Source organism: Infirmifilum sp. NZ (assembly GCF_022693705.1).
In the GTDB taxonomy this organism is placed as follows: domain Archaea; phylum Thermoproteota; class Thermoprotei; order Thermofilales; family Thermofilaceae; genus Thermofilum.
The window spans coordinates 1,033,590-1,059,581 of record NZ_CP094288.1; the positions used below are offsets into that span (position 1 = coordinate 1,033,590).

The following is a 25,992-nucleotide window of genomic DNA, read 5'->3' on the forward strand; positions in this document are numbered from 1 at the left end:
AGGAGTGTTGAGAATTAATAAGTTTTTATTTGTCTTAGCGTGGGATGTACTTTGTGGGAAGGATGACAGGAACGGTTATAAAACTCGGAGGAAGCCTTCTCTTCGATGAGACTGGCAGGCTTAAAGCAGATTACCTGAAAGCCTTTCTGAGGGTTCTCAGTGAGGTAGACACGGGGGACTCAAAAAAGATAGTGGTTGTGGGAGGAGGCGCGACTGCTAGAAGGTACATTACGGTTGCCCGCGAAGTGTGCAGCAATGAGTCGGCATTGGACCAGTTGGGAATAATTGCTTCCCGTCTGAACGCCTCGCTTCTCTTCACGATGTACTATGGCAAGCCTCCTCTTGTGCCATCCTCGCTGGAGGAGCTCATGAAACTCTACTACTCGGACCTACCCGTAATATTTACGGGAGGATTGCAGCCCGGTCAGTCCACCACAACTGTCTCAGCGTTGGTAGCGGAGGCTACACGCTCGCGCCTCATCATCGCCACAGACGTCGACGGCGTCTTCACAGCCGACCCGAAGAAGGATCCTAGCGCGAAGTTGCTCGAGGAAGTGGACGTCGACTGGCTTATCGAGATGTTCGCTAACCCCCAGAAGGCCGGCGAGTACAGGCTCTTCGACCTCCTCACACTGCAAATAATAAAGCGGTCCAGGATTGAAACGAGAGTGCTTAACGGCTACCCGCCAGAAAACATAAAAAGGGCGCTGGAGGGGCAGAGAGTCGGCACGCTTATAGTATTTCCTTGACGATGTCAGCGAGATCTTCGAGTGAAGAGGCGACCTTTATACCCGCGCGTGTAAGAGCCTCAACCTTGCTCGTGTAGCTTCCCGCAGCCCCGTAGACTATTGCACCTGCGTGCCCCATTTTCTTCCCTGGAGGTGCGTACTTGCCGGCTATGAAAGCCACGACGGGTTTTTTGCTGGGTAGCTTTGAGTAGAACTCCGCGAATCGCTCCTCCTTGTCGCCCCCTATCTCCCCGACGAGAACAACGGCCTTTGTGGCAGGATCATTAGCAAAGAGTTTGTATGCATCCTCGAATGTTATGCCGGTCACGGGATCTCCGCCTATCCCCACCGCCGTCGAGACCCCCAGCCCCCTCTCGATCAGGTGAAGCGAGACTTCGTAGGTGAGAGTTCCGCTCCTCGAGACGAGACCGATGTTGCCAGGCTTGAAGTATTCGCCCGGCATTATTCCTACCTTGCATTTAGGGGGTGTGATAACACCCGGTGTATTGGGCCCCACGATCAGAGCGCCGTGGCTGCGCGCGTACAGCACAAAGCGGAGGGTCTCGTGCACCGGTATGTGCTCCGTGATCACAACGATCTTCCTCAAACCGGCATCCACGGCCTCGTACACGGCGTCCGGCGCGGCAGGGGCCGGGACGAAGATTATGGACACATCTACCTCAGGGTGATGCTCAACTGCCTCTTGCACGCTGTCGTATACCGGGACACCGTGGACCTCGCCACCACCCCTCCCGGGTGTAACCCCTGCAACCACTCGTGTTCCGTACTTCAGCATTTCGCCTGTGTGGAGTGCACCTTGTCGCCCAGTTATACCCTGTACAAGGACCCTAGTATTCTCGCCAACGATGATGCCCATCACCCAACCACCTCGCGTACAGCCTCTTCAAAGTTCCTGAAAGCACGAATACCTTGCTCCTCGAGGATCTTTCTGCCTTCATCCTCCATGAAGCCCGACAGCCTGAAAACCACCTTCACATCTCTTCTTCCGGATTCTCTAAGTGCTTCCACGGCTCCACGTGCAACTTCATCGCAACGGGTAATACCGCCGAGTATGTTTACGATCACGCGTTTAATGTTCACCCTGTTGAGAACAAGCATCAAAGCAGTTTTGACCCTCTCGGAGCTAGCGCCGCCGCCGAGATCAAGAAACACGCCTGGGCGACCACCGAGAGCCGCAACAGCATCCATAGTGGCCATGGTCAGCCCCGCGCCGTTCCCTATTACCGCAATGTCTCCGTCCAGCAAGATTAGGGAAAAGCCCATTTTCCTAGCGGTGTTTTCTTCGAGAGAGAGCTCGGACTCATAGCGAGCCCTGATTTCGCTGAGCCGAGGGTTGAGGTCAAGCGCATCGTCATCCACGATTGCCTTCGCGTCCAGGGCCACAACCCCTTCATCGGTTAGAGCGAGCGGGTTAAGCTCTAGGAGGTGCAGGTTGTACTCCCATACGGCGGAGTACATGCCCTCTAGGATTGTACGGGTTTCATCGACTGATAGCTCAAGAAACTTGGCGACACGGCGCGCCATGTACTCCCTTACCCCTTCGAACGGGTTAATCCTCATCTTCAAAACGCCGCTTGCGAGAGCCTGTGTCTCCACATCGATGCCGCCACTTCTAGAGGCTAAAAGTAGCAGATATGGAGGGGTATAGTCCACCATCATCGACAGGTATAACTCTTTCTGAACATTCATCCTCTTAGACACAACGACATACCTTATCGAGCTCCCTCCAAAAGCCCTCGACATTAGCTCTAACACCGCTCTCTCCGCCTCTTCCCTGCTGTCTACAAATTTCACTAAGCCTGCCTTGGCTCTCCCCCAGCCCCTCACCTGCGCCTTGACGACGTAGGGAGGATCTGTTGAACTCAAGCAATTACTGAGGCTCTCGGGTTTAGATTTATCAACTACGCAGTGCGGCTCTACGAGTATCCCGCTTCTCCTGATCAATTCTTTTACCTCAAATTCGTACGGGATCAAGATGCTTCCGTCTATTCATTTCCGGTTAAAGTTAAATAAATTTTAAGATGAAGAATCTAAAACCCCCCTGAGAAGGTAAACTGAGCTCAGTATAGCGGATAGTGACTTCGAGGCCTCGAGGTAATTTTTCGTGCCAACTCTGATCTCGATGGCTGGTACTCCAGGAAACAACTGCTCAGAAAAGACTGCTGATGTTAGGATGACGCCTCTACGCGGCGAGTAATACCCAGGTACTGAGGGGTCACAGAGCACATCGCTGTTTACTTGACTAACAGCTATCTCGAGCAACTCGCTTACTGAAGCGTACCACCTCTCGCTCAGGGCAAAGCAGATTAGCTCATCGGACCAGCATGACATGTGTACGACGAGTAGAGGGTCTAAGGCCATTTGATCTATGAGTAGCGACCTCAGCGGCCGGAGGAGAGCTTCCTCTGGAGCTTTGACGAGCATCGTGGATCCATCGTGGAATAAAGCCACGATCACCCGATCCTCGCCAAGCTGGAGGCGCTTGATATGCTCGAGTTCTTGGACGCTGTGGGTCGCAACTAACACGAGGTTGCCAAGCTCAAGTACTCTGGTTCCCTGCCCCTCAAAGACCGGTTTAAAATCCCCGAGATCCCTCAGGAATTCGTCAACCGAAGAAGTCTCCCTACCTAGGAGGAGTCTCGAGAAAAAAAGCAGTCCCTGGCTAATTGATGGAAAAACGCATGGAACAGCCACGACATGTGTGTCTCCAATATACTTCAAAAGAGTGTCGGCGATTACCTCCGAGGCCCGAGTGCAACCGTAGAAGTCCCCGATTAAGACAACGGGAGGGTACTCCTTGAGACCGAGCTCGAAGGCTCTGACAGGCTGTCCAAAAAAGTCTCTGCTTTCATAGACCGTTGCTGTGAGCAGTTCAAGCGAGGAGTATATTTCTAAGCACGACATGACTCTCGAGCACTATTGTGCTGGAAGCGTTGTCTTATTAACGTACCTCATGCGACTTAGAGCCTAAAGTTTTAATTCACTATTCGAAGTTTAGGAACGGATGGTGGTGATTGTTGAAAGTAAAACTACTGGGAGCTGCGCAAGAGGTGGGTAGATCTGGGATCCTGCTCACCCTCGACGATGGTAGTAGGATACTGCTGGATTACGGCGTAAGCCTTGAAGGAGAGGAGCCCCAGTTCCCGTTACCAGTGAAGCCGAAAGAGATTAGCTTCGTGTCCCTTTCCCACGCGCACTTAGATCACAGCGGAGCGCTCCCCCTGCTCTACGTCTCGGCTTCCCCGCCGTTAGTGACGACGCCATTGACCCTAAGCCTTTCAGACCTCCTGATAAGAGATTTCCTTAAGCTATCAAAGTACTACGTGCCGTACGAGTACTCGGAAGTTAAGGGAATGATGGAGAACGCCGTGCTTAAGGGGTTTAACGAGTCATACGAGTTTGGCGGCGTTACAGTCAGCCTAGTGGATGCTGGCCACATCCCGGGTAGCGCAATGATCAGTATCGACACGGGTAGCTACACTGTGGTCTACACGGGTGACTATGCGTTGCACGATACGTGCCTGCTTAGGATGGGTGATAAGTCCGCTCTCTCGAAAGCCGACCTCGTGGTTACGGAATCCACCTACGCGGAGTTTGATCACCCCCCTAGGGATTGGGTGGAACGGGAGTTCATCGCTACAGTCACAGAAGTCATCGAGGGGGGTGGTACTGTTCTCATTCCGGCTTTTGCCGTGGGTAGAGCCCAGGAAATACTCTGCGTTCTAGCCAAGTATAACTTCCCGTACAAAGTTTACGTTGATGGAATGGCGAAAGCCGCAAATGATCTCATTCTCGAGGACAGTCACCTCTTACGGGATCCGGGGCTCTTCGAGAAAGCTGTGGGCATGGCGACTAAAGTTAGGGACTGGAACGACCGCAAAAAAGCCGTTGAGGAAGCTTCGGTCATAGTGTCCCCCGCGGGCATGCTGCAAGGCGGGCCCAGCGAGTATTACATGGAGAAGATCATGGAGAAAGAGAAGAACGCCGTCATATTCGTTAGCTTTGCAATACCGGAGACGCCAGCGAGACAAGTGCTGGAGACAGGGGTCTTCGCGTCGCCCACAAAGAAAGGCATGGTGAAGGCTAGGGTTGAGTGGTTCGACTTCTCAGCCCATTGCGGAAAAAGTGAGCTGATCGAAACTGTAAAGATTTCCAAGAGTAACGCTAAATTTCTCTTAGTGCACGGGGAAGCTGAGGCAGAGAGGGCTATGAAAAACTACGTGGAAGAGCAGGGTCGGGAGGCCTTAATGCCAGCGCTTGGCGAAGAAGTAGAAATAGAGATATAGAATATACTGTTAATAGAATATACTGTTATTCAACCTTGATCTTGACGCCCTTCTCCCTCTCTTTTTTAACTTTCTTTTCCACGGTGATTGTCAGTACACCATTCTTGTACTGTGCCTTAGCGGTATCCGGTTTAATGGCATCCTTGAAAGTAATCTCCTTGTAGTACTTCCGGTCTCCGCTAGTAGAGATGATCATCGAGTTTTCCGTTGCTTCGATGTTTATTTGGTCTTTCTCAACACCAGGGATGTCAACAATGACGCGGTAATAATCTCCCTCGTCGAACACATCGGTGAACGGCTCAATTGCATCCCTGATTACGGGCTTCACCGGCCCCGGCCGAATGTTCCCCCACTCTCTGACTTTCGGCACGCCATCTGGACCTATTTCCACCGAGAAGCCGTAGTAGTAGGGACCTATTACACGGCTGCCGCCACGTCCCTCGATGAAGGGTTCTCGAATCATCTCCTCAAACATCTTGTCGAACTCGTCCATCAGTTTCCGGACACGCCTAAACCACTCGTCAAACTCGCTCATATGGTCCACCGTCTGTGTATTTCTAAGAGTGAAGATTAAAAGATTTCGGTCGGGGTGCCGACAAGGCAGTCCAGGAAAACTTTTATAATATCGAGTGGTTATGTGCCGGAGGAGTTCGCATGTCTCAAGGTACCCTAAAGGTGGTTAGTGATAAAACGAACGCGGTCATACCTAGGAGAGAGCTCGTGGTCGAAGTCGAGCATTGGGGTCAGGGAACCCCTACGAGACACTACATTGCGGACTTGCTTCGAAACACACTGGGGCTACCCAGCACTAACGTCGTTGTGGTGCGTAAGATTGTCACAAGCTATGGGTCCTGCGTAACTCGAGCCTACGTGCACATATACAACTCGGATGACAGAGCCCGAGCCTTCGAACCGAGATACATACTCAAGAGGAACGGCCTCCTAAAGGAAGAGCAGCCCCAGCCGAAGCAAGGGTGAGGGCTTTGGCGAACGTACACAAGCTTTACGAGTACGATTACAAAACCGGGACGATAAGGTTAAAGAACAAAAAATGTCCACGTTGCGGCTCGATAATGGCCCACCACCTCAAGCCCGTCGAGCGCTGGGCATGCGGGAAATGCGGCTACACGGAGTTCGTTTAGTGGATTCTCGATGGTCCTCGTTCTAGGCATCGAATCGACGGCTCACACATTTGGGGTCGGCATAGCCTCGGAGAACGGGGACATTCTGGCTAACGTCAACAGAACCTACGTACCACCCAGCGGGGGTATAAAACCCAGCGATGCGGCGGAGCATCACAGCAAGGTCGCCGTCGACGTTCTTCGCCGCGCTCTAGCAGAAGCCGGGCTGAGCCTCCGCGACCTGGACGCAGTCGCCGTGGCGCTTGGTCCCGGCATGGGTCCCTGCCTGAGGGTTGGCGCAACGCTTGCAAGGTACCTAGCTCTGAAGCTCGCGAAGCCCCTAGTTCCCGTCAACCACGCCGTTGCGCACGTGGAGATCGCTCTGCTGTCGACAGGCACAAGGGACCCGGTAGTAGTGTACGTGGCTGGGGGAAACACCATAATTACCGCCTTCAATGAGGGGAGATACAGGGTATTCGGGGAAACATTGGACATACCTCTTGGGAACTGCCTGGACGCGTTCGCGAGGGAGGTCGGACTAGGTTTCCCGGGTGTGCCGAGAGTAGAGGAGCTGGCGAAGCGCGGCTCTAAGTACATCGAGATGCCCTACGTGGTTAAGGGTCAGGATCTCTCGTACAGCGGGCTTTTAACCTACGCGATTAAGCTGTACAAGGAGAAGAGGTACCCGCTAGAGGATGTGTGCTTCAGCCTTGTAGAGACTGCTTACTCGATGCTGGTTGAGGTGACGGAGAGGGCCCTTGCTCACACGGGGAAAAAGGAGGTCGTTCTGACAGGCGGTGTTGCCAGAAGCGAGCTTCTGTCGAAAAAGCTGAGCAGCATGGCGGAGTCGAGAGGCGTTAGATTCGCCAGGGTGCTCGGAGAGCTGGCCGGCGACAACGGGGCCATGATAGCCTACACGGGCGCGCTGGCATACGCTAGCGGGGTGACCATCGATGTGGACGAGAGCAGGATTAGACCTCTCTGGCGTTTAGACGAGGTGGAAATACCGTGGAGGAAGTGATCCGCACATTAGGGGAAATGCTTGGGCTTGAGAACGCCTCAGTTGTTGCTGTGGGGGCTGAGGCGGTTCTCGTTAGAGGGGAAATCGCGGGCGAGAAGGTAATGGTGAAGTACCGCGTCGCGAAGCCTTACCGGCACCCCCAGCTGGATGCTAGGTTACGGGTAGCTAGGACTAGTCTCGAGGCGCGTCTACTCGCGAAAGCGGGACTGCTGAGCGTTAATGTCCCGCACGTGGTCTACATGGATGCCTCTAACGGAATCCTTGTAACCAGCTTCGTGGAAGGGAGGAGGCTGAAGGACATTCTCAACGAGAGTGTCAATGACGAGGTAGTGCACGAGCTGATGAGGCAGGCAGGCTCAATGGTCGCTAAACTCCACGTTAACGGAATCATTCACGGAGACCTCACTACCAGCAACTTGATAGTGCAAGGCGACAATGTGTGGCTCATAGACTTCGGGCTAGGATACTTCTCCCATCGCGATGAGGACCGCGGCACCGATATACACCTTCTCTTACGCGTCTTCGAAAGCACACACCCGCTGATCGCGTCACGGCTCCTAGAGTACTTCCTCCAGGGCTACCGATCAGTGGCAGGCGAGGAGTTCACGATGCGCGTCCTTGAGAGGGTGCAGGATATAAGGATGAGAGGACGCTACGTCTCTGCTAGGAGAAGGAGCCTGAAACAACCTTCTTGAAGAACTCGTCGGGGTCTCCGGGGTTCACGCCCAGCTCACTCACATAGCGATATACGTTTCTTATATCGTTCCTCAGGAAGTCTAAGGCGTTCGGGTGAGACCTAAGAACAGCGGAGCCGAAGTCTATAACGACGATTTCATCATTTTCTCTGATCATCACATTGTATTCTGAGAGATCCGCGTGAACTAGCTCGGCATCCCAGTAGAGCCTAGCTATAAACTCCTTCAGAGAGTTCAGCACTTTCTCTGGATTGATCGGTGGGTGGTCTTTGAGCAAGGGGTATGGTACACCATCCTTGCCAATGAATTCCATTACGAGAACATTTTCCTCAAAAGCTATCGGCCGTGGAACTGGAAGCCCCGCCTCGCGTGCACGCTTAAGGTTCCTAAACTCCTTCCTGCACCAAGTACTAATGAGCTTTACAGGGTCACGGGGAGCGTTCTCGAACCGCGGGTCGCCGAGAATGTATTTCATCCGGCTTTTCCTAAACTCTGCTGTCCACACCATGTATATCTTCACGGCAACGTCCTCCCCCCTCGGAGTCTTCCCCCAATAAACGCGGGCCTCTTTCCCAGTGGACACGGTGCCGTAGAGCTTAGAGAGAATTCCCCTGTTCATCAACCTGTATACAGCCATGACCGTCCTGAAGTCGAAGACATCCTCGAGAACCTCCCTGAGCTCTGAATCTTTCTCAGGCCTTTTGTAGCTCATAAATCAAACCTGGCTCCACTTTTCCCACAGGTCAACACGGCGCCTCTTCAACCCGTACCTCTCCCTTTCGAGGAATTTAACCACGGTCTGGTGCGACTGGCCTCGGACTAGTCTCGAGATGGCCTCCTTAGCCAGCCTGAGCTGCTCGAAGTCCCCTATAAGTCCAACGACCTTGTCGCCTACAACCACTTTTACGCCGACAACCTCCTCGAGGGTTTTCTTGAACTTGCCCTCGGCCCCTATAATGCGGGACTTTATTCTACTCAAATCCGACTGGTTCCTGGCAGCCTCGCTTAAGTCTATAACTTCGAAGTCGTAAAGGTCGTCAGCCAACAGCAGAACATCTTCAAGAGGGAAACCCAGAGCGAGAGCCTCCACGGCCTTCCTGGCTCTAAAGACATTGTACATCGAAGCCCCCTCGCCGGGCTCCACGAAAACCAAACCCTTTTCGCTATCAACATGCAGCTTTACGTTAAACGCCTCTTCTACCTTCCTCTTGTTCAACCCGTCGCGCCCCACCACTATTCCCAGCCGTTCAGGGTCAACTGGTACGGGCAACCGCCCCGATACGCTCACGCTCAGACACCTATTCGGGATCACATGCACAGTGGATATAAAGCTTCGTTACTAGCTACGGAAGAAAGTGCGGGGGCCGGGATTCGAACCCGGGCAGGCCGACGCCAGCGGAGCCTCAGTCCGCCCCCTTTGACCTAGCTCGGGCACCCCCGCTCCTACTCTTTCTGCCAAAGACGGAATATTAACTTTTCCATCACTTTTATGAAAAATAGATGGCTCTGTACAGATTCAGGTCCCGGGTTGGTATTACGGTTACTCCAGCCACCGCAGCAGATGTGTTGCGCGGGGAAAGTGCAGTCAGAGTCGACTTCGGCCTGCGAAAGGCCCTCGTTCGGCTTGAAGGAGGCGAGGCTGTATTCGAGACCGAAATCGGGCTTTTCCGCGTGGGGGTTGACGCGCTTTCGTTCCTTGCTGAGAGCGACCGTTTGCTATTCCTCCCCGCGTCGGGGAAGCCTTATGTGGTCGAGGTTAGAGGCGCGCATTACTACAAGCTGAGGTACCTGGGCGAGGGGGTGGCTCCAACGCTCGAGATCGACGGAGTGCACATGCACAACATTGTTGGTACTACGCCAACAAGGGATGCGGCAAGGAAGGTCAGCTTGCTCAGAGTTAAGCGGGGTGAGAAGGGTCTGGACATATGCACGGGTCTAGGGTACACCGCTATAGAGGCTTGGCGGCGCGGTGCCTCGGTAAAGACTGTGGAGGTCGACGTTAACGTTCTCTACATCGCCGAGCACAATCCTTTCTCAAGGCATTTAGAAGACGTCGAGGTGATATTAGGCGACGCTTTTGATGTTTTGGATGAGATGCCAGAGGGGGAGTTTGACTTTGTCCTACACGATCCGCCTGTTTTTCCCTTTGCCCCCGAGCTCTACAGCCGGGATTTCTACAGGAAGTTGAGCAGGGTTCTGAAGAGAGGTGGGCGCCTCTTTCACTACACGGGAGCCCCCGGCAAGCATAGGGGAGTAGACTTGCAGCGAGGAGTTATCGCAAGGCTTCGGGAAGCTGGTTTCAGGGTAGTTCGCGTCGAGAGAGGATATGGAATTGTGGCCGTGAAGGAATAGCCCACGTCGTCTGATAAACTGGCTCCGCGGGGCTCGACTCGTCACTCCTCAGACCTCGCAAAGGCTCGTCATCGCCTGCTGTAAGAACGTGGACTGAATCTTATAAAAGTGGGCCCGCCGGGATTCGAACCCGGGGCCTCCGCCGCTCCTAGGCTTGACGCCTTGTAAGGGCGACATCCTAACCGCTAGACCACGGGCCCTGGACGTTAGTGATGAGTCGTGGTGGACTTAAAAGCTTTAGCTTGAAATTTCGGCAACGCATTTTCAGTTGCTGCACTTTGAGCCAACCACTCCACCTCACTTACACCCGCGTGGTGGGCGCCCTACGTTTTCCACTGGCATGAGCTAGTGCTAGAGGCACGCTTTTTCAAGGTTAGCGCGGCAGGAAGCATTGACTGCTCAGCAAACATAGGGGAAGGTAGATCACGTTGTGCCCTGAAACACTCGGCTCCTAAAGCTAAGTTTAAATCCAGGTTTATGCTATTGAGTCCCGAAAGCCCGGTGGTGTAGCGGTCAAGCATGGCGGGCTCTGGCCCCGCAGATCCGGGGTTCGAATCCCCGCCGGGCTACCATCGCTATTCTTCCAGGTTGGACCGGGATAGATTTATTTAGTCCAGGGGGCTTTCGAGCGCAGGTGTTGTTGTGCGGGTGCGAGGCCTCAAGAGCTTAGCGGTGTACTCTGTCAACAAGGACTCTGAGGTATTCTGGCTCGACCTCTCCCTTGCGGGTTACCGCAAGGTGCGGAGCGGTGAACGCTACGCAGCGTTTTTTGATGAGGTTTACAGGTGGCTTCGAGAATACGGTATAGCCCCCGAAGAGTATGCTGCATCAAACTACGTGGTGCACATGCAGCCGCCGGGAGGGTCTGGAAGAACATCAACAGTGCTACTGGTAACGCTCACGAAGAAAGGCCGCGTGGTCTATGCCGCTCTGGCCTCCTTTACTCCAGGCGTGCTTCTGCGCATGAGTAGTCAGCTGGAGAAAGCGGGATGGAAAAGCAGGTTCTTCCTAGACTTTAGCGTCAGGAAAGAGGCTGTTTCTTGAAGTTCCAGCATATCCTTGCAGTTTTCTCCTAGGTCATCGTCCTGGCTCTAAGGGCAACTACCCCGGCGGAGCTCAGCTCGCCTCTCTTCGACCTAGCTTAGGTACAATGGGCGGTACAAAGGGTTTTGTGGCGTCGAACGCTGCTTGCTTAAAGCTTCCGGGAGCTTATAATGTAACCCGTGTGAGTTACGCCAAGACTCTGTGGACGGAGTTCGCCGGGTTTCGGCTGGTACTTTCTCATCATTATTTCAGTCACCTCCACCATCCTTAAACCGGTTTTTTTGAGGCTATGCAGCGTTCTCTCAACCTGTGAAGTTGTTGGGACAAACGCGATGAGCGTTCCTCCATTGAGTAGCTTTGAGGCGGCCTCCTCTACGACTTCCCAGGGGGACGGCATGTCCAGTACAACGGCGTCCAGATCGTTCTCCTCTATACCGTCTCTGATGTCTTTGTTTCTCGGTGTGATGTACGGGAGAACCCCCAAGACCTCGAAATTCTTAAGCGCAATCTCGTAGAAGTCCCTTCGCACCTCGTATGTGTACACGCGCCCGCTGGGCCGCACGTACCACGCCAGCGTTGCGGCTAGGAAGCCGGTACCGGTGCCCGCCTCGACCACCCTGCTACCGGGACCCACACCAGCTTCGAGCAGTATATAGCCGAGGTCTTTAGGGTATATCACCTGCGTTACGCGCTGCAGCCCCTCAAGCCTATCGACGAACCTGGTCCTGCTAACTATTAGCTTCTCGCCCACGTTAGTTTCAACGGTAGCTCCGTAAGGCAGTCCAATGAGCGTAGAAAGGTCGATGGAACCGTGCGTCGTATGGAAAACTTTACCTCTCTCAACGCGGACCACGTAGCTTTTCCTCTCGTCGTAGTAAAGGAGTACCCACTCGCCCTCCCTGATAGTATCCACAGTCACGCACCGCGATCAAGCGTTGTATCGCTGTTTAAAAGGTTTGACTGGAGCTCGGGGATAACTTTATAAGACTAGCACCAGGAGAACACAGAAGGTGGTTTAACTGGTTAACGCGAAGTTCGTGCCGCCCAACATGCTGGTGGAGGAGCTCGCAAAGTACCTCAAAGAAAACGTGAAAGAGGTGCAGCCGCCGGAGTGGGCCTTCTATGCTAAGACAGGTCCTAGCCGCGAAAGGGTTCCTAGCGACCCTGAGTGGTGGTATAAAAGGTGTGCCGCCCTCCTCAGAAAGGTCTACATATACGGTCCTGTAGGCATTGAGCGGCTACGCACGGCGTACGGCGGTAGGAGTAAGAACACGGTTAAGCGTAAACACTTCAGGAAGGGCGGAGGCTCTGCTATAAGGAAGGCTCTGCAACAGCTAGAGGCGGCGGGGCTCGTCGCGAAGACGCCTAGGGGCAGAGTTGTAACGGATAAGGGGCGCTCGCTCGTGGACCGAATCGCCATTTCGCTGTTCAAGAAGTTAGCTGAGCAAAGGCCCGAGCTTAAGAAATACGTCGAGTAGTAGTTTCAGAATAGTTTTTAGCTTGTTGTAGTCATCTACTGTTGGTGGCTATGAGCGAGTTCGAGGAATCCACGGAGCTGGAGGAGATCAAGAAGAGGAAGATGCTGGAGTACCAGAAAAAGCTCGCTGAAGCTCAGAGAGCAGAGGCTCAGCGCGCGGCGGAGGAGGCTAAGCGCCAAGAGATCCTCCGGAGGATTCTGACCCCGGAGGCGCGCTCAAGGCTCTCTAACTTGAAGCTCGTAAAACCTGAACTCGTAGAGGCCCTTGAGATACAGCTCATTCAGCTCGCACAGAGCGGCTCCGTCAGATTACCGATTGACGATGAAACGTTAAAGCGGATTCTGTCAAGGCTCTCAGAGACAAGACAGGAGATACGCTTCCGAGTCGGTTTTGGATAAAGCTTTTATTAGCAACTATCTCTATGAATCGGGCGTCGGCTCATGGCTCACAATAAACCACTCGGGAAGAAAATACGGCTGGCGGCGGCTGTACGGGAGAACCAGCAAGTTCCAATATGGGTTATTGCTAAGACCCTGGGTAGAGTGCGAAGGAAACCCCGTCGTAACTGGCGTAGAAGCAGGATGCAACTGTAGCGAGGTGGTATCCGTATGCCTAAGTTAGCGGAAGGGGAGAACGTATTCACGGCGACCATTCCTTTACGCGACGCGTATAGGGCGCCTAGGAAGAAGAGAGCCAAAGTTGCAGTGCGGCTTGTTAGGGAGTGGGTTGCTAGGCACTTCCACGTGAAGGGTGGTGTGAAGGTTGGTAACAGGCTGAACGAGCTCATTTGGAGCAGGAGCATCGAGAAGCCTCCAAGGCGCGTCACGGTAAACGTGAGAGTCAGTGTTGAAGAAGGGGAGGTTGTAGAGGCCGAAGTCGACCTGCCATCGCAAGCCAAAGAAGAGCATAAAGAGTAGCGTTTGATATGTCGGTGGATCTCGCCGAAATTTTTGGAACGCCTCAGATCGGCGTCTTCGTCTTCATCAACGATGAGTTCGCACTGATACCTTTTGATGCGCCAAGCAAGTTCGAGGAGAAAGTCGTCGAAACGCTCAAAGTCGAGGCTCTTAGAGCAACCGTTGCCGGCTCCCGGTTGCTCGGCGTGTTGCTTTGCGGCAACAATAACGGCGTCGTGCTGCCGCGCACAGTCCTCGAGTCGGAGCTCAGCTCCATAAAGCAGATGGGGCTAAACGTAGTCGTCCTGGAAGAGGTTAGAGAGACGGGCATCGGGAACCTCGTTCTGGTCAACGACAAGGGTTGCGTCGTAAGTCCACTCTTGCCCGAGAAAGCTGTCAAGTCCGTGGAAGAAACGCTGAGCGTCGAGTGCGAGGCGAGGTATCTTGGAGAAAGTCCCTTCGTGGGCTCCCTTGCAGTCGTGACAAATAAGGCCCTAGCCCTACCCCCGTTCGTGACAGATGAGGAGGTGTCCGAGCTTCAGTCAATACTGAAAGTCCAGGCGGGATTGCTCACGGTTAACAGGGGGAGGATGTTTCTTAGATCAGGGATAATTGCCAACACGAAGGGTGCGCTGGTCGGAAACGAGACAACTGGTCACGAGCTCATGCAGATCCAGAGGGTGCTCTTCCCGCCTTCGTGACCGCACTTGGCTCCTCTGCTCCCTTCACTGGTCTGAGGACCTCACAAGTGGGGACCACCTAGCTAGGGTGGCTCTCATGAAGTAGAATTTGACGTTATCGCTTGTTTTTTCCAGTCCTTCTGAAATGATTCTCTCAGCCAGCTCCCGTCCGAAGAGTTTCTCCAGCACTCGCCTGTTGCGCGTAGTCAGAGGCATTTTCGCGCCGAGTAGGCTCCTAGCCTTATGGTCGTATACAACGCAGTCCACTCTTGAGCCTACTTTCCCTTCCTCGAGAAATACCGTTACCGGGTAGCTCCCAGTAGGTCTCGCAACGAATTTTCCATTAACAATCGCCTCGATGCAGCACCTCCTGATCACTGTTCCCTTTGGAAAAAGCCTTTGCATCATTTCAACATCGAAGTACTCGCGAACCCATCTCTTGAAGCTTAGAATGAACTTCTTGTGCCTCTTAGCTATCTTGTCCCCTATATTCCACATCGGCGTGCCCGGTAAGGGAAGGACCTCCCTTATGTTGACCCTTCTCACCAGTAGCCCCCTCCTGAGGATTTCTTCAAGAAACTCCCTATTGTACTCGAAGGTCTTCTTCGTTTCTCCCTTCAGGCCTAACACGAAGTTTAACCCAGGTAAGAGCTCCGGCAGCCCGTTCCAACCCCTCCGTTTACCTAGGCGGTTCACGACCTCGACGGCCTTCAGAACGTCCTCCGCACTGTTCCCGAGGTTATTCTCCCTAGATACTATCGGGTCAGCGCTCTCTAGTCCAAAAGCCGCGACGTCACCGGGAGTGTGATACTTAATGATGATCTTGATTGCTCTCTCGGCCTTCTCCTCGTGGAGAGCTATCGTCATCGGATTCACGTTGTCAATGTGTAATGTTTCCAGGCTTGGTGCGACCCTCCTCACCGCCTGGAGGAGCTTCTCGAGCTCCTCAGGGGCCGGCTCCGGGTACTCCACCTCATTCACGCCTTTAGCCTTGTATGCCAGGAAGTCGCTCTGCCTTCCGAGCCGAAAGGCTCGGACACCTAGCTCGTAGAGAGCTCTGATTTCTGAGGCTATAGCTTCCTGCTCGCGCCACACTACTCGACCTAGGCGTGGCTCGATGCAGAACGAGCATCCGCCGGATAGCCACCGAGGGCAGCCCCTGAAAGTCTCTATCTCCGCCGTCAAGTTAAACCCTAGGTTGGGGTGCTGTAGCACCACTCTTGCCCCCTTCACCGCGAATATATCCGTCAAGCGGTAGTCAGAAGGTAGTTTGAACGGATTCACTTTTTCAACACTCTTCTCGACGAGTAGTTCGTAAATGACATGCGCTGGATCCCCCCTGATGATGAGGTCGTATGCTTCCTCGAGAGCCTTCGGGTGAACTGCTCTTTCCCCACCCCGCAACGCGGTCCCGAAGCGGGCTACTGGGCCGCAGAGAACCTTGAGGGGATTTTCGTATTTCTTTGGTATTGAGATTATCTCTTGGGGAGTTATGGGTTTGCCGCCGAGGTATCGCCCAGGGACGACAACACCGCCGATAACTATGAGGAGGTCTGCTTTGGCGATTATGCTGGAGATGCTCGTCTCGTTTGAGCGGTATGCGTCGATCGTGAAGTAGTAGAGCTTCGCGTTTTTGTCGGCGTGCCAGATCGCGCCCGCAACGTATCGAGGGTATACGTCGATATAGGGTGGGACGCCGAGGCCCGCAGGCTCATCCGTGTACCCGTCTATAAGCACCGCAATCGTCATGCTCTCCTAGAATACCCCTCTCCGCTGATCCAGCCTGCTTTAACAACCTCACCGTACCCGTTCAAGTAAACCCCACGCCCCTCCACAACCCTACCTACAATCTTGGCGCCAAGCGTCTCGGCAACCCATTCATACTCTTTGGGGAAGGTAAAGACGAAGTTGTACTCCTCTCCGCTTTGGTACAAGGAGCTTTCGAGGGCGTCCCTCTTGCCTAAAACCTCGAGAGGCATGCTGCAAATGGGTATCTCGTCGAGTACAAGTCTCACGCCGGAGTTCTCGGCGAGGTAGTGCAGGGTGAGAGCTAGACCATCGCTGTTATCGATCGAAGCGCTTAAGAAGCGGGTTACCTCGAACCATGCCTCTAGGCGAGGCCACTGCGGACTCATCCAGTCGCTTAGAGCGCTCTCTAGGAGCTGACTGTCCAGCTCACCGGCTAGCGCTTTGAACACTACACTCGAAGTGCCCACGCAGCCCGAGATCGCGAGTAGGTCGCCGGGCTTAGCCCCTTTACGGTGAAGGATCTTGCCAGCAGGCACCCCTATGCTAATCACTTCAGCTCTGAATGACCCACCCTGAGCCACGTCGGTATCACCGCCTAGATAGCGCGCGCCAAGCTCGGACGCGGCGCTCTCAAGGCCGAGAACGAAACTCTTCACAGTGTTTATGCTGAACGATAAGGGTATTCTCAAGGAGACGAGAACGGCTACAGGCTTACCCCCTTTTACGATCACGTCGCTCGTTGAGGCTATGTAGGCTCTGCGGCCAGCCATATACGCGCTCAAAAGAGGTGGCCAGTGGATTTCTGAGTCAAATGCGTCGACGTTCACGATTAAGCTTCCGGCACCCGAGGTTTCTACCGCAACAGCATCGCTTTTTTCAATTCTAAAAGCAGACGTTATCCAGTCGACGATGACATCTTCTCTAAGCACGTTGCTCAGCCGCTCGCTTGAGAGTTTCGTAGAACAGAAAGAGCGACGTTAACGTGAAAAGAAGGTAAATTAATGTGGTCATGTAGGACGTGTACATCTGCTGTGTGCCTGGCTCCCAGTTCAGAACATACGCAAGGACCTTGTAGGAGTAGTAGGCGCTGGCTATAAGTACAGCTAACGTTACAGCCCCCAAGATTTCCCTGAAATACCTGAGGAGCTTCTCATCCATACATTCTTCGAAAAACCTCTATTGTGCGTCACAAATATATAATCTCCGCTCACAGCCCTCTAACGTGGTGTGCTTCAAGACAGCTTTAACTAAAGCAAGAACGAGAGACTGGAGCAAGCTTGCCCCTCGAGCTATATCCTAGCTGTGTTTCAATAATTTTCGCGTGGCTCAATATCTGCGGAGATCACGATTGGAGCAGAAGTTTTAAGGCATAGGTTAGCTATTCTCATTCCAAGTTCATGGAAGAAGTGATAGCGAGAATAAAGGAGGTCTTTCCATACGATCATCCGCGCAGCGGTCAGCTAGAGCTAGCGAGACTAGTTTACGAAAGCGTCTCAGCTTCTAAAGTGCTGATTGCCCGCTACCCGGTAGGCTTTGGAAAAACCGCTGCAGTACTAGCTGGGGCTCTGGCCTCTGGTGTCCCACGCATAGCGTACTTGGCGCACACGAAGAGTCAGTTTCAAGCTCCCATCCGTGAGGCTCTGAGGCTTACCGATAGAGGCGTGGATATCACTGCTGTTGCTTTGGTCAGCAGGAAGGATCTCTGCCTTTTCCCCAGCAAGCTTGTAGCGGACATGGATTACAATCGCTTCATGAAGTTTTGCTCGTTGAAGCGAGCAAGTGGTGAGTGCCCATATGGTGAAGGCGCGTCTAATCTCGAGCTACCGCAGGTTCTTACGCCGCCACTCATGAGGAGGATGGGGCGCGAAAGCGGCATCTGCCCATACGAGATAGCCTTGAGGGCTTTGGAGAAAGCCAGATTGATCGTAGCCTCCTACTCGTATTTTTTCAACCCGGCGCTCTTTAACCTTATAGTGGAAAGAGGCCATGTAAATCTCTCGGAGACTCTTTTGGTCATTGACGAGGCCCACAACTTACCTACGTTTATCTCGGATAGCTTAAGTAGCAGACTTAATGGCTCTGTTTTAGCTTCTGCGATAGGAGAGGTTCAGAGATTTGGCGGGGACGAGGTTGCGGAAACCAGGGAGGCTTTAAAATCCCTGATGGCGCTTCTTGATAGGACAGCGACGGACGAGGGGGCAGAAATCCCTGCTGAGAAGTTCCTGGAGATAGCTCCGGCTTCAGCAAGCCTAAGTAGGCTCGCCTTGAGCGTTGAGAGAAAAATAGGAGTGTTGTCCGCTACGTGGCAGGTAGCGGAGTTCATAAAAAGTGTCGAGAACCTTCCAAGTGATTCTGTGCTCTTAGCGTTAAACGACAGCGAGGGTAAAGCCTTCAAAGTGTATTTCTACAACGTACCGAAGATCGCTAGGAGGGTTTTTCATAGCGTAAGGGCTGCCGTCTTCCTGTCTGCCACGCTCCCTCCCGCGGAATACTACGCGGCGCTACTTGGTGTCGAAAAGGAGCGCGTCGTTGAAGCAACATACCCGTTTACTTGGGGGGAAAACGTCACATTAGTAATCGTACCAGGGTTATCGTCCAGGTATGTCCTCAGAACTGCCGAGCTTTACAGGCGCTACGCTCAAGCTATTGAAGCCGTTTTCGAGGATCCCGATGCTAGACATGTGCTCGTGGTTTTTCCGTCGTACTCTTTCATGATTGAGGTGCTCCCGTACCTGAAGGCTAAACCGAGACTGATGGAGAGACACGATACAACCCTAGATGAAATGGTGGAGTTCCTGATCGAGAACGAGAAGTGCCTCCTGATGATTGTTGCCTGGGGGAAGTTTTCGGAGGGGGTCGAGTTTAAGTTGATGAAGCAGAGCTTAGTAGACACGATAGTTATTGCCGGCTTACCCGTTCCGACACCTTCCCCTGTTAATCAGCGCCTGGTCAGGATCCTCGAAGCCTCCACAGGAAACAGAGAGTGGGCCTGGAAGCAGGTGTTCTTGTACCCGGGCTTGATGAAAGTCATCCAGATAATTGGTAGAGGCGTGAGATCTGAGCATGACAGAGTGAGAGTTTTCCTCCTTGACGAAAGAGCTGCAGAGCCGGAGGCGAGAAGCTTCTTCGAGCTTTACGGCATAAACCCACTAGTTCTTACTCGGCGCGGGCGCAAATGATGATTACGCGGATTATAGCCCTTCAACGTTCGCGTGCCTTTTCTTCAAGTCCTCCTCGCGTACACCTAGAAGGTTCATCAACGCATATATCACGCCGTCGAAAAATACCATTGCGGTGTCTTCGAATAAGGTTCCCAGTGGCGCCAGCGGTTCGTAGAGCCCCATAACTTGCCTAGCGAAATAGTCTGTCTCTGTAGCCACCTTAGTTCTCCCGGGTACCTTGACTATGAAGTCGCTCAGCTTACCAAGGGGGGAGTCCTCAAACGATGTTACGGCGACGACTAAGGCCTTAGCCTTCTTAGCGGCGGACGCTACGGAGAGCACGATCTGCGTGCTTCCTGAACCCGAAACGGCGATCAGGATATCGCCTTCACGAACGGATGGGGTAATGGTCTCTCCCACAACGTAGACGTCGAAGCCTAGGTGCATGAGCCTCATGGCGAAAGCTCGTGCAACAAGCCCGCTTCGCCCCGCTCCCACGACCAAGATCTTGTTTTTGTTGGCTAAAGCTGAAGTCAGTAATTTGAGGAATCTGTTGGTCATTTCGCCATCTATCTCGTTCGCGGCCTTAGCTATGTACTCGGCTATGCTACTCATCGCTTTCTTGACGTCTTCAGCCACAGGTAAGAGGAGAGGAATGGTACTTTTTAGTTTTTCCGGCCTCTCTCAGTCTATTTTAATCCTAGTATCCTCCTTAATCACTCGTAGCACGTACATGGTCTTCGTGCTCTCGACACCGTCGATGCCACCTATCTCGTCTATTAGCTTCGCCAGATCCTCCTTGTTCCTCACCCTTACTTTCAGTATCGTCGAGTACTCTCCTGTGACATCGTATATTTCGTAGACCTCGGGCATCCGTTCGAGCTGCTTTAAAACTTGGTTGTACTTTTGTGGTATAGCTATCACGGCTATAATGGCCGTGACTTTCTTCCCAACTTTCTCAGGGTCTACGACGGCTTGAAACCTCTTTATAATACCAGCGTTGACCAGTTTCCTAATTCTAAGGTGAACAGTCGCCTCAGATATTCCGAGCTGACTCGCGATTTGCGAATACGGTGTCTTAGCGTTGTCTTGAAGCATTTCAAGTATTTTTTTATCAATGTGATCTAGCTTGACTTCTGAAACCTGCTCGCTCATAACTTTTCGCCAAATATAGTGTTGTAACACCGGTTAAAAAATTTTAGGGCTATAGCAAGAATACTCTATAAGCTATCAATCATTTCGAGCAGAGAGCGCGTCTCCGTGATTGTGTCGGGACGGTCAAAAATGGGTGAAAAACTTAAGACTCCGGCCAAAAGTTTACATGAGGGCCCGTGGCGTAGCTAGGAAGCGTGGCGGCCTCCGGAGCCGTAGGTCCCGGGTTCGAGTCCCGGCGGGCCCGCCTCCATTGTCTCGAGAATTCGGGAAAGGCGCAGGATTTCATTGACTATCCCTTTAACCTCGCCTACCTTGCGTGGGTGAGAGTATATGGCGTAAAGGGTTTTCCCATTGTGGTGCCTAGAGTTTATCCGCACTAACGGGGTACTAAAATCGTCTAGTCGCAGGGCTCTGAAAGCCTCAAGAGATAGGGGGAGCATCAGTTTGAGCTTTATCCTCCTGATCATCTGTGCTACAGCCTTTTGATCAGCTCTCCGAATAGCTTTTCATCGACAAGCGCTCCTCCAGCAGCCGGGTGGCCTCCACCCGTAAAGTTCATCTCCTTTGCGAGCTTCTGCAGTAGAGAACCCAGATCGATCGATTCGTCGAGTCGCCTAAACGAGATCTTAACTTTCCCGCTTTTCAGCAGGGAGGCTACGCCCACAATTTTCTTACCCGCTGCGCGTAGCGTATTAGCAAACTCGCTGGCTATTATGGAACTCACGGGGCCTGTGATTTTCGGCAGATCTTCATCAATCAGGTACACTACGCTATTTTGGCCGGAGCTGAACGGGGAGTCTTTCTGTTCCAGAATTTTGCTCAGCTGTCTTGCAAGAATTCTCCTGTACTCTTTTATACTTTCTTCTGCCCTCACGATGAAGATCCCCCGGTGTCCGAAGTTCAACGATAACGCAGTGCCGTATTGATCCAGTCTACCTAAGGCATTGAGCACGTACGCGTACTCCCTCAAATCCTTGAGGGGGCTTGAGTCGGCCTCTCGGAGGAGATAGTAGTTATACCCGAAAATTTTCTCGGCCTCTTTTACGTTAACCCCCTGACTTATCATGTACTTTACGAGCTCTGAAGCCAGGTGTTTGATTTCACTATGACTTAAGGAGCCGACCTGCCGCGCTGTGTCTCCATCCCGCGGATTGATTCCTATGCTCTCAAGGAACTTTATGCAGGCTGTAGGGTTTCCCGATAAGCCAGGGATATACGGGTCAAGGGTGGAGGCTAGCGCGTCGACGAGTATCCTCCTCTTAGACCCGAAAAGTCTGAGGGATACTGTTTCGCCGATAACCCCCTTGCGTTTCCCCTCCTCTAAAACCTCCCTGTTGAGCCCAGTTAGCGACGATTTTTCCCCAACATCCAGCCTATCGCCTAGCGCGCCAGCGATGGCAACAGGAATTAGGCGCTCGTCGGCGTTGAGAGTGCGAGAGGCTATAACATAGGAGAGCGTTGAGGAGCTCGTTTGCGTCGAGGCTTCAACACCTACCAGGTAGGGGTTTACCTCTACGAGCTGCCTCCATCTGTCTGGGGTTGAGGGGACATGATGGTCGACTATCATAATCCTCTTGTTAGGTGCAAGCTCTCTGAGCAGCCCCTTATACCCGCTGCCCAAGTCGAGAAAGATTATTGATGGATAATCCTTGAAGGGGAGTTGCTCCAGGGTCTCCGGGTACGTCTGCTCGACAAATACTAGCTGGAAAGGCACGTCCAGTTGCAGGAGCACCCAGGCGAAGATGGAGGCTGAGGAGAGTCCATCAGCATCGTAGTGCGAGACTACTAGCGTTGGCTCTCCAGCTTCTCTCAAGTACATTAAAAACTCGCGAGAATGGCTTAGGAACACCTCAAGATGACTGAGCATGCAGGATGACCAGAGATTTTACACTCACCTAGGTGTAGAGAGCGATCTTTTCTGGCTCGTATCTCCAGTCAGGTGGGAGTACCCCCTCCCTCTTGTAGTACTTAGCAAGCCTGTGGATTTTACTCTCTACCAGCTGTAGACCTCTTTTCGAGTGATAATCCTTCGGGTGCTCCTCTAGGTGCTTCCTGATCCTGATAGCCTTCCTAATTAGGTTCATTAAATCCTCCGGCACCTCCGGGGCGAGTCCACGCTCACGCAGGATCTGAAGAATGCTCTTACCCGTCACGGCTTTAACGAGAGGGATACCATATTGATCGCGTAAAATCAGGCCGATCATCGATGGGGGATAACCCTTCCTGTAGAGCGAGACGACGAGACCCTCAACCTGCTCTGGGCTAGCGTCAACCCAATCGGGCTTCTTCAACTCTGGAGGCCTCTTCGAACCTGAGCGGCCTTTCTCCTTAGACTTTCTCATAACTCTCTCCCTGAAGAAAAATTCACGGTCAATAAAAATGTTATGCGTTCGCTATCCCAGGCGGTGCTTAGCTCATCTGCTCCCTTCACTGGTCGGAGTTTCCTTGCAGAATGAACATAGTCCTCCTAAGAAGTCTTTAGTCAGCGGCGACGCGGACGCATTCTCTTCTCGCTCCGCACAGGTCACTCGCCGGGCTGCTATTCGTCGGAACAAAACGGGGGGTCCCGCTAAGCTTTGCCCGCTGGGGATTATCTCTTCCTCGCCGTGGACCGAAAAGTGAAGAAACCCCCTGTGCTGGAGTGGCTAGGGGCCATGGAGATATGGGAAAGAAAACATGATGTTTGACGTTTTAAGGGGCTGTGGCAACTACTCTCTCTTCTTTCCGCTTCTCGGGTGGTACCCAGTATCCCTCGTAGCTCTCAATGCCTACACCCCGAACTATTTCTAGCACAGTCATTTTTTTAGCCTTGAGCCGGTCCCTCAGCATGTCTAAACCTTTCCACGGGTCTGTGTGCTCACCGCATGTGAAAACGTCAATGGCCGCATAACCGTACTCAGGCCATGTATGTATGGAGATGTGCGACTCGGCTATGAGAACGTACCCACTGACACCGTGAGGCTTGAACCTGTAGAAGTCAAAGCTCACAACTGTACTATTTGAAGCCACTGCTGAGTCGAGCAGCGCCGTCTTTATCACATCGATACTGTCCAGTGCCACAGGGTCGCATTCGAACATCTCCACTATCAGGTGGCGGCCGACGCCTCCTCCTCTCACCCCGCGATTTCTCCCCGTCATCTCCCTACGAAATCCACATCAACTCTCAAAATTTAAATAATTCCCCCTCTTTCCCGATGAGAAAATAGTACTTTTCTAGCCAATTAACGCCTCCAGGTCTGTATAAATTACCGTTTTTAGTTAAAATTTGTGTAATTATTTCAGTAACTTCTGCAATGGACTTCCCCGTAGTATCCACCTCGTAGACTCTCTCCTCACCTATGCTCTGCACCGCGGAGATCAACACGGCGTCAAGGATTTCGGCTTCAACATTCTCGCGGACCTTCAGGTCAGGATACCCCCTTTTAATCAAGCGCTCGCGAAGAACTAGGGGATCCAATCTAAGGACTATGGCTACCGACACCTTGCTCGGTGGGAGCGCCTCGACCACATGCGTGTCGATGATCTCGTTGCAAGTTAACGTCTTCTCTAAGTATCCTCTTAGTCTTTCGACATCCACGATGTACGATTCCCGCACGGCATCGTATGCGGTGTAGAACTTCTCGCGCTTGACAACCTCTGCAAGATCAACGTAGGGCTTCCCGGTGCGCTCGGCTAGGAGACGAGCCACGGTAGTCTTTCCAACACCGGGAGTTCCCGCGATAACTATTGCCAAGGCACAACAACCCTCAGCTAAATTTTTGGCATCAACCCCACAGTGATCTGCGGTGCTATGATCATGGCCACCAGGTTCGCCAAGAGGAGCAGGAACGCGTGAAGGAAGCCTGCCGAAACCCTCTCGGAGCCTATTTTGCCGGCTGCCAGGCCCATCATGTAGCTGTTGATGATCACGGGCGGGAGGAACATGGATATAAGTTGCTCGGTAGATATGCTCTGACCGGCGAACTTAAGCATCGATCCCATGAAGCTTATGAGTATAAGCACGACTACCGTGATTATCAAAGCACCAACATACGGCATTAGCATAAGTGGCCTCAGAGCTGCCCGTTTCTCCTTCTCCACTTGCTCTAGCGTCTCAGCGTAGCTCGCCAGTGCTTCGAGCGTCTGCGGGGTACCGCCACCAACCTCGATGCTTTCAACAAGCAGGAACATTGAGATCAGCGCAAACCAATTCTTCATCCCCCGTGAGAACCTCTGAAATATCTTGCTCAGAGAAACCCCCCAGCCAACCTGTGTAGCCATCTCTTTGAGGTACGGGCTGAACCTCCCGTAATCACGGTCCTTCAGGTTTATGATGCACCTCTCGGGGGCCATTCCGGTTTTCCTCACTTCCACGAGGTCCCGAAGGAATCTCGTGAGGCCGTACTGTATACCACCGAACTTCAACGTCGACAGGTTGTCGGCGACCATGCCTGGGAGGAGACCTATCCCGAGGGAGATCACCATCCCCACGCCGGCCTCATACCCTTTTTCCATGCCCAGAGCCCTCGTGAGCCCCTCCACAAGCGCTGTAAATGGCGCGAAGGCGCTTTTTAGGGCGGTGGACAGGGGTGGAGGAGCAAGGAACGGGAGTGTCGTGGCGACAAAAAGGAAGGCGGTCAGCGGGACACCCGCTGCGAAGAACACCAAGTAGGGGGTGCTATCGTACACAGGGTACTTAGGTTGCATTAGGTCAGCGAGGTAGATGAAGAGCCCTGAGAGCATAGGCATCACTATGTACGAGACGAGTACGAACTGGAAGGCTCCCTGCTGAAGCCCGAGCCCAGCCTGCGACAGGGCCATGTTCACAACATAGAGCACGTACAGGGTCATTGAGCTCAGGAGAACGACAGCCATGTAGGACTCCATAAGGGCCCCGATCCTCTCCCCAACGGTCTTGACCTGGGCGACCCTTTCTCGAAGCATGACCTCGGTCTGCCTCTGAAGATAGTGTATCACATCCCCGCCTGCTCTAAGTGTTGCGGCGTAGCCGAGCATGAGCTGCTTGTAGCCGTTGTGGGGGACTCTCTTAGCGCTCTCCTCTATAGCCGTCAGAGGGTCGATACCCATCGCCTTCACGCTTATGAAGAAGCGCGTGGCCTCCTTTTTTATCTCCTGGAAAAGCACCTTAGGCGCTTTCGCGAGCCTCTCGAAGCTCGTGTACGGGGAGATCCCACCGGTAGCCATCACCGTGATATACACGGAGAGGTAAGGTATCTCAAGGTCAAACCTGGACTGACGGGAGGAGACCTTAATCCTCGGATAGAACAGGAGAAAAATGAAGGTCAAGGACGCGATGAGTAGAGGGACCATGATCGAGAGGGAGACAACCTGAAACACACCCGCCCCTAACCTGCTCATTATCACGACAAGCGGCGCATCAAACGCGAAGCCTAATACTAGAGCTATAAGCGAGACCAGGATACACCTAGCGGCATAGGCTGGAGGGTAGACTTTCATGTCCGCTGATGCGATGTCGTTCTTCAAGCTCGGCATCATCTTAAGGAGCGCCTCTCCAGCCCAGCCGAAAACACTATATGCAAAGCCGTCTAGCGAAACCATACTATCATGATACTGGGAAACCCTTGAAATTAATGTTTACTGCTCG

Annotated in this window: 31 protein-coding genes and 4 tRNA genes; 16 read left to right on the forward strand and 19 right to left on the reverse strand. The window is 53.0% G+C overall.

The genetic code is table 11. The features are described from left to right. The first annotated feature begins 44 nt into the window (after positions 1-44). Positions 45-749, forward strand: coding sequence for a UMP kinase (gene pyrH / locus MOV14_RS05685; protein WP_318536371.1), 705 nt, complete (start codon positions 45-47; stop codon positions 747-749). Here pyrH and sucD read toward each other — a convergent pair. From sucD to MOV14_RS05700, 3 genes are read right to left on the reverse strand one after another with little or no spacing between them, the layout of a single operon-like run. After that, positions 733-1,605, reverse strand: a complete 873-nt coding sequence (gene sucD, locus MOV14_RS05690) for a succinate--CoA ligase subunit alpha (protein ID WP_318536372.1) — start codon at positions 1,603-1,605, stop codon at positions 733-735. The genes pyrH and sucD overlap by 17 nt on opposite strands. Continuing rightward, entirely contained in the window at positions 1,605-2,723 is a 1,119-nt protein-coding gene (locus tag MOV14_RS05695) for a succinate--CoA ligase subunit beta (protein ID WP_318536373.1), read from the reverse strand. The genes sucD and MOV14_RS05695 overlap by 1 nt, the downstream gene beginning before the upstream one ends. Positions 2,724-2,765: 42 nt before the next feature. Next, a complete protein-coding gene (locus MOV14_RS05700; RefSeq protein WP_318536374.1) occupies positions 2,766-3,653 on the reverse strand; it encodes a hypothetical protein in 888 nt (295 codons plus the stop codon). A gap of 113 nt (positions 3,654-3,766) precedes the next feature. Here MOV14_RS05700 and MOV14_RS05705 point away from each other — a divergent pair, with 113 nt between their 5' ends. Next, positions 3,767-5,035: an MBL fold metallo-hydrolase gene (locus MOV14_RS05705; protein WP_318536375.1), complete on the forward strand. Its 1,269-nt coding sequence runs from the start codon at positions 3,767-3,769 to the stop codon at positions 5,033-5,035. 25 nt (positions 5,036-5,060) lie between these two features. On the opposite strand, the gene hsp20 is transcribed toward MOV14_RS05705, so the two are convergent. Then, entirely contained in the window at positions 5,061-5,570 is a 510-nt protein-coding gene (gene hsp20 / locus MOV14_RS05710) for an archaeal heat shock protein Hsp20 (protein WP_318536376.1), read from the reverse strand. 119 nt (positions 5,571-5,689) lie between these two features. Between hsp20 and MOV14_RS05715 the strand changes: the two genes are divergently transcribed. The 4 genes from MOV14_RS05715 to MOV14_RS05730 are packed head-to-tail and all read left to right on the forward strand — an operon-like array spanning position 5,690 to position 7,872. Beyond that, positions 5,690-6,013 (forward strand): 30S ribosomal protein S24e, encoded by a 324-nt coding sequence (locus tag MOV14_RS05715; RefSeq protein ID WP_318536377.1) that lies wholly within the window; start codon positions 5,690-5,692, stop codon positions 6,011-6,013. Between the two features lie 5 nt (positions 6,014-6,018). Next, on the forward strand, positions 6,019-6,177 hold the full coding sequence (locus tag MOV14_RS05720; protein WP_318536378.1) for a 30S ribosomal protein S27ae: 159 nt from the start codon (positions 6,019-6,021) through the stop codon (positions 6,175-6,177). Positions 6,178-6,187: 10 nt separating this feature from the next. Further along, positions 6,188-7,177 (forward strand): KEOPS complex N(6)-L-threonylcarbamoyladenine synthase Kae1, encoded by a 990-nt coding sequence (kae1, locus tag MOV14_RS05725; RefSeq protein ID WP_318536379.1) that lies wholly within the window; start codon positions 6,188-6,190, stop codon positions 7,175-7,177. Then, entirely contained in the window at positions 7,165-7,872 is a 708-nt protein-coding gene (locus MOV14_RS05730; protein ID WP_318536380.1) for a Kae1-associated kinase Bud32, read from the forward strand. The genes kae1 and MOV14_RS05730 overlap by 13 nt, the downstream gene beginning before the upstream one ends. On the opposite strand, the gene MOV14_RS05735 is transcribed toward MOV14_RS05730, so the two are convergent. The 3 genes from MOV14_RS05735 to MOV14_RS05745 form a co-directional block, all read right to left on the reverse strand. After that, positions 7,841-8,584, reverse strand: a complete 744-nt coding sequence (locus tag MOV14_RS05735; protein WP_318536381.1) for a serine protein kinase RIO — start codon at positions 8,582-8,584, stop codon at positions 7,841-7,843. The two genes, MOV14_RS05730 and MOV14_RS05735, sit on opposite strands and share 32 nt — an antisense overlap. Before the next feature lie 3 nt (positions 8,585-8,587). After that, the gene (locus tag MOV14_RS05740) at positions 8,588-9,160 is read right to left on the reverse strand and encodes a KH domain-containing protein (protein ID WP_318536382.1); all 573 of its coding nucleotides are present in this window, start codon (positions 9,158-9,160) and stop codon (positions 8,588-8,590) included. A gap of 68 nt (positions 9,161-9,228) precedes the next feature. Beyond that, positions 9,229-9,313: transfer RNA gene (locus MOV14_RS05745), tRNA-Leu, on the reverse strand. A 59-nt stretch (positions 9,314-9,372) separates the two neighbouring features. Between MOV14_RS05745 and MOV14_RS05750 the strand changes: the two genes are divergently transcribed. Then, positions 9,373-10,224, forward strand: coding sequence for a methyltransferase domain-containing protein (locus MOV14_RS05750; RefSeq protein ID WP_318536383.1), 852 nt, complete (start codon positions 9,373-9,375; stop codon positions 10,222-10,224). Positions 10,225-10,333: 109 nt separating this feature from the next. On the opposite strand, the gene MOV14_RS05755 is transcribed toward MOV14_RS05750, so the two are convergent. After that, a tRNA-Val gene (locus MOV14_RS05755) sits at positions 10,334-10,424 on the reverse strand. A gap of 295 nt (positions 10,425-10,719) precedes the next feature. Here MOV14_RS05755 and MOV14_RS05760 point away from each other — a divergent pair. After that, positions 10,720-10,796: transfer RNA gene (locus tag MOV14_RS05760), tRNA-Gln, on the forward strand. Positions 10,797-10,866: 70 nt separating this feature from the next. After that, positions 10,867-11,268 (forward strand): hypothetical protein, encoded by a 402-nt coding sequence (locus tag MOV14_RS05765; RefSeq protein ID WP_318536384.1) that lies wholly within the window; start codon positions 10,867-10,869, stop codon positions 11,266-11,268. Positions 11,269-11,416: 148 nt separating this feature from the next. On the opposite strand, the gene MOV14_RS05770 is transcribed toward MOV14_RS05765, so the two are convergent. Further along, positions 11,417-12,187 carry a tRNA (adenine-N1)-methyltransferase gene (locus MOV14_RS05770; RefSeq protein ID WP_318536385.1) on the reverse strand — a complete coding sequence of 257 codons (771 nt, stop codon included), beginning with the start codon at positions 12,185-12,187 and terminating at the stop codon, positions 11,417-11,419. Positions 12,188-12,287: 100 nt separating this feature from the next. On the opposite strand from MOV14_RS05770, the gene MOV14_RS05775 reads away from it, so the two are divergent. The 5 genes from MOV14_RS05775 to MOV14_RS05795 are packed head-to-tail and all read left to right on the forward strand — an operon-like array spanning position 12,288 to position 14,343. After that, complete coding sequence (locus MOV14_RS05775) at positions 12,288-12,746, forward strand: 30S ribosomal protein S19e (RefSeq protein ID WP_326403764.1); 459 nt, start codon at positions 12,288-12,290, stop codon at positions 12,744-12,746. Positions 12,747-12,796: 50 nt separating this feature from the next. Then, positions 12,797-13,144, forward strand: a complete 348-nt coding sequence (locus tag MOV14_RS05780; protein WP_318536387.1) for a DNA-binding protein — start codon at positions 12,797-12,799, stop codon at positions 13,142-13,144. 42 nt (positions 13,145-13,186) lie between these two features. Then, entirely contained in the window at positions 13,187-13,339 is a 153-nt protein-coding gene (locus MOV14_RS05785) for a 50S ribosomal protein L39e (protein ID WP_318536388.1), read from the forward strand. A gap of 15 nt (positions 13,340-13,354) precedes the next feature. Continuing rightward, positions 13,355-13,663: a 50S ribosomal protein L31e gene (locus MOV14_RS05790; protein WP_318536389.1), complete on the forward strand. Its 309-nt coding sequence runs from the start codon at positions 13,355-13,357 to the stop codon at positions 13,661-13,663. 8 nt (positions 13,664-13,671) lie between these two features. Continuing rightward, a complete protein-coding gene (locus tag MOV14_RS05795; protein ID WP_318536390.1) occupies positions 13,672-14,343 on the forward strand; it encodes a translation initiation factor IF-6 in 672 nt (223 codons plus the stop codon). A gap of 24 nt (positions 14,344-14,367) precedes the next feature. On the opposite strand, the gene MOV14_RS05800 is transcribed toward MOV14_RS05795, so the two are convergent. From MOV14_RS05800 to MOV14_RS05810, 3 genes are read right to left on the reverse strand one after another with little or no spacing between them, the layout of a single operon-like run. Beyond that, the gene (locus MOV14_RS05800) at positions 14,368-16,071 is read right to left on the reverse strand and encodes a radical SAM protein (RefSeq protein ID WP_318536391.1); all 1,704 of its coding nucleotides are present in this window, start codon (positions 16,069-16,071) and stop codon (positions 14,368-14,370) included. Beyond that, a complete protein-coding gene (locus MOV14_RS05805) occupies positions 16,068-17,000 on the reverse strand; it encodes a thiamine-phosphate kinase (protein WP_318536392.1) in 933 nt (310 codons plus the stop codon). The genes MOV14_RS05800 and MOV14_RS05805 overlap by 4 nt, the downstream gene beginning before the upstream one ends. Then, positions 16,993-17,229: a hypothetical protein gene (locus MOV14_RS05810; RefSeq protein ID WP_318536393.1), complete on the reverse strand. Its 237-nt coding sequence runs from the start codon at positions 17,227-17,229 to the stop codon at positions 16,993-16,995. Before MOV14_RS05810 ends, MOV14_RS05805 begins: the two co-directional genes overlap by 8 nt. Before the next feature lie 239 nt (positions 17,230-17,468). On the opposite strand from MOV14_RS05810, the gene MOV14_RS05815 reads away from it, so the two are divergent. Then, complete coding sequence (locus tag MOV14_RS05815) at positions 17,469-19,250, forward strand: ATP-dependent DNA helicase (protein ID WP_318536394.1); 1,782 nt, start codon at positions 17,469-17,471, stop codon at positions 19,248-19,250. Between the two features lie 12 nt (positions 19,251-19,262). On the opposite strand, the gene hxlB is transcribed toward MOV14_RS05815, so the two are convergent. Together hxlB and MOV14_RS05825 are read right to left on the reverse strand one after the other, a co-directional pair. Further along, a complete protein-coding gene (gene hxlB, locus MOV14_RS05820) occupies positions 19,263-19,871 on the reverse strand; it encodes a 6-phospho-3-hexuloisomerase (protein WP_318536395.1) in 609 nt (202 codons plus the stop codon). Positions 19,872-19,916: 45 nt separating this feature from the next. Further along, entirely contained in the window at positions 19,917-20,387 is a 471-nt protein-coding gene (locus MOV14_RS05825; protein ID WP_318536396.1) for an Lrp/AsnC family transcriptional regulator, read from the reverse strand. Positions 20,388-20,557: 170 nt separating this feature from the next. Here MOV14_RS05825 and MOV14_RS05830 point away from each other — a divergent pair. Then, positions 20,558-20,631 (forward strand) — tRNA-Arg (locus tag MOV14_RS05830). Between the two features lie 228 nt (positions 20,632-20,859). On the opposite strand, the gene MOV14_RS05835 is transcribed toward MOV14_RS05830, so the two are convergent. The 5 genes from MOV14_RS05835 to MOV14_RS05855 form a co-directional block, all read right to left on the reverse strand. Further along, complete coding sequence (locus MOV14_RS05835) at positions 20,860-22,206, reverse strand: DHH family phosphoesterase (RefSeq protein ID WP_318536397.1); 1,347 nt, start codon at positions 22,204-22,206, stop codon at positions 20,860-20,862. 76 nt (positions 22,207-22,282) lie between these two features. Further along, positions 22,283-22,729 (reverse strand): 30S ribosomal protein S15, encoded by a 447-nt coding sequence (locus MOV14_RS05840; RefSeq protein ID WP_318536398.1) that lies wholly within the window; start codon positions 22,727-22,729, stop codon positions 22,283-22,285. A gap of 349 nt (positions 22,730-23,078) precedes the next feature. Beyond that, complete coding sequence (gene speD, locus MOV14_RS05845; RefSeq protein WP_318536399.1) at positions 23,079-23,525, reverse strand: adenosylmethionine decarboxylase; 447 nt, start codon at positions 23,523-23,525, stop codon at positions 23,079-23,081. A 25-nt stretch (positions 23,526-23,550) separates the two neighbouring features. After that, a complete protein-coding gene (locus tag MOV14_RS05850) occupies positions 23,551-24,120 on the reverse strand; it encodes an adenylate kinase family protein (protein WP_318536400.1) in 570 nt (189 codons plus the stop codon). A 17-nt stretch (positions 24,121-24,137) separates the two neighbouring features. Continuing rightward, positions 24,138-25,946 (reverse strand): type II secretion system F family protein, encoded by a 1,809-nt coding sequence (locus MOV14_RS05855; protein WP_318536401.1) that lies wholly within the window; start codon positions 25,944-25,946, stop codon positions 24,138-24,140. Positions 25,947-25,992: the final 46 nt, after the last annotated feature.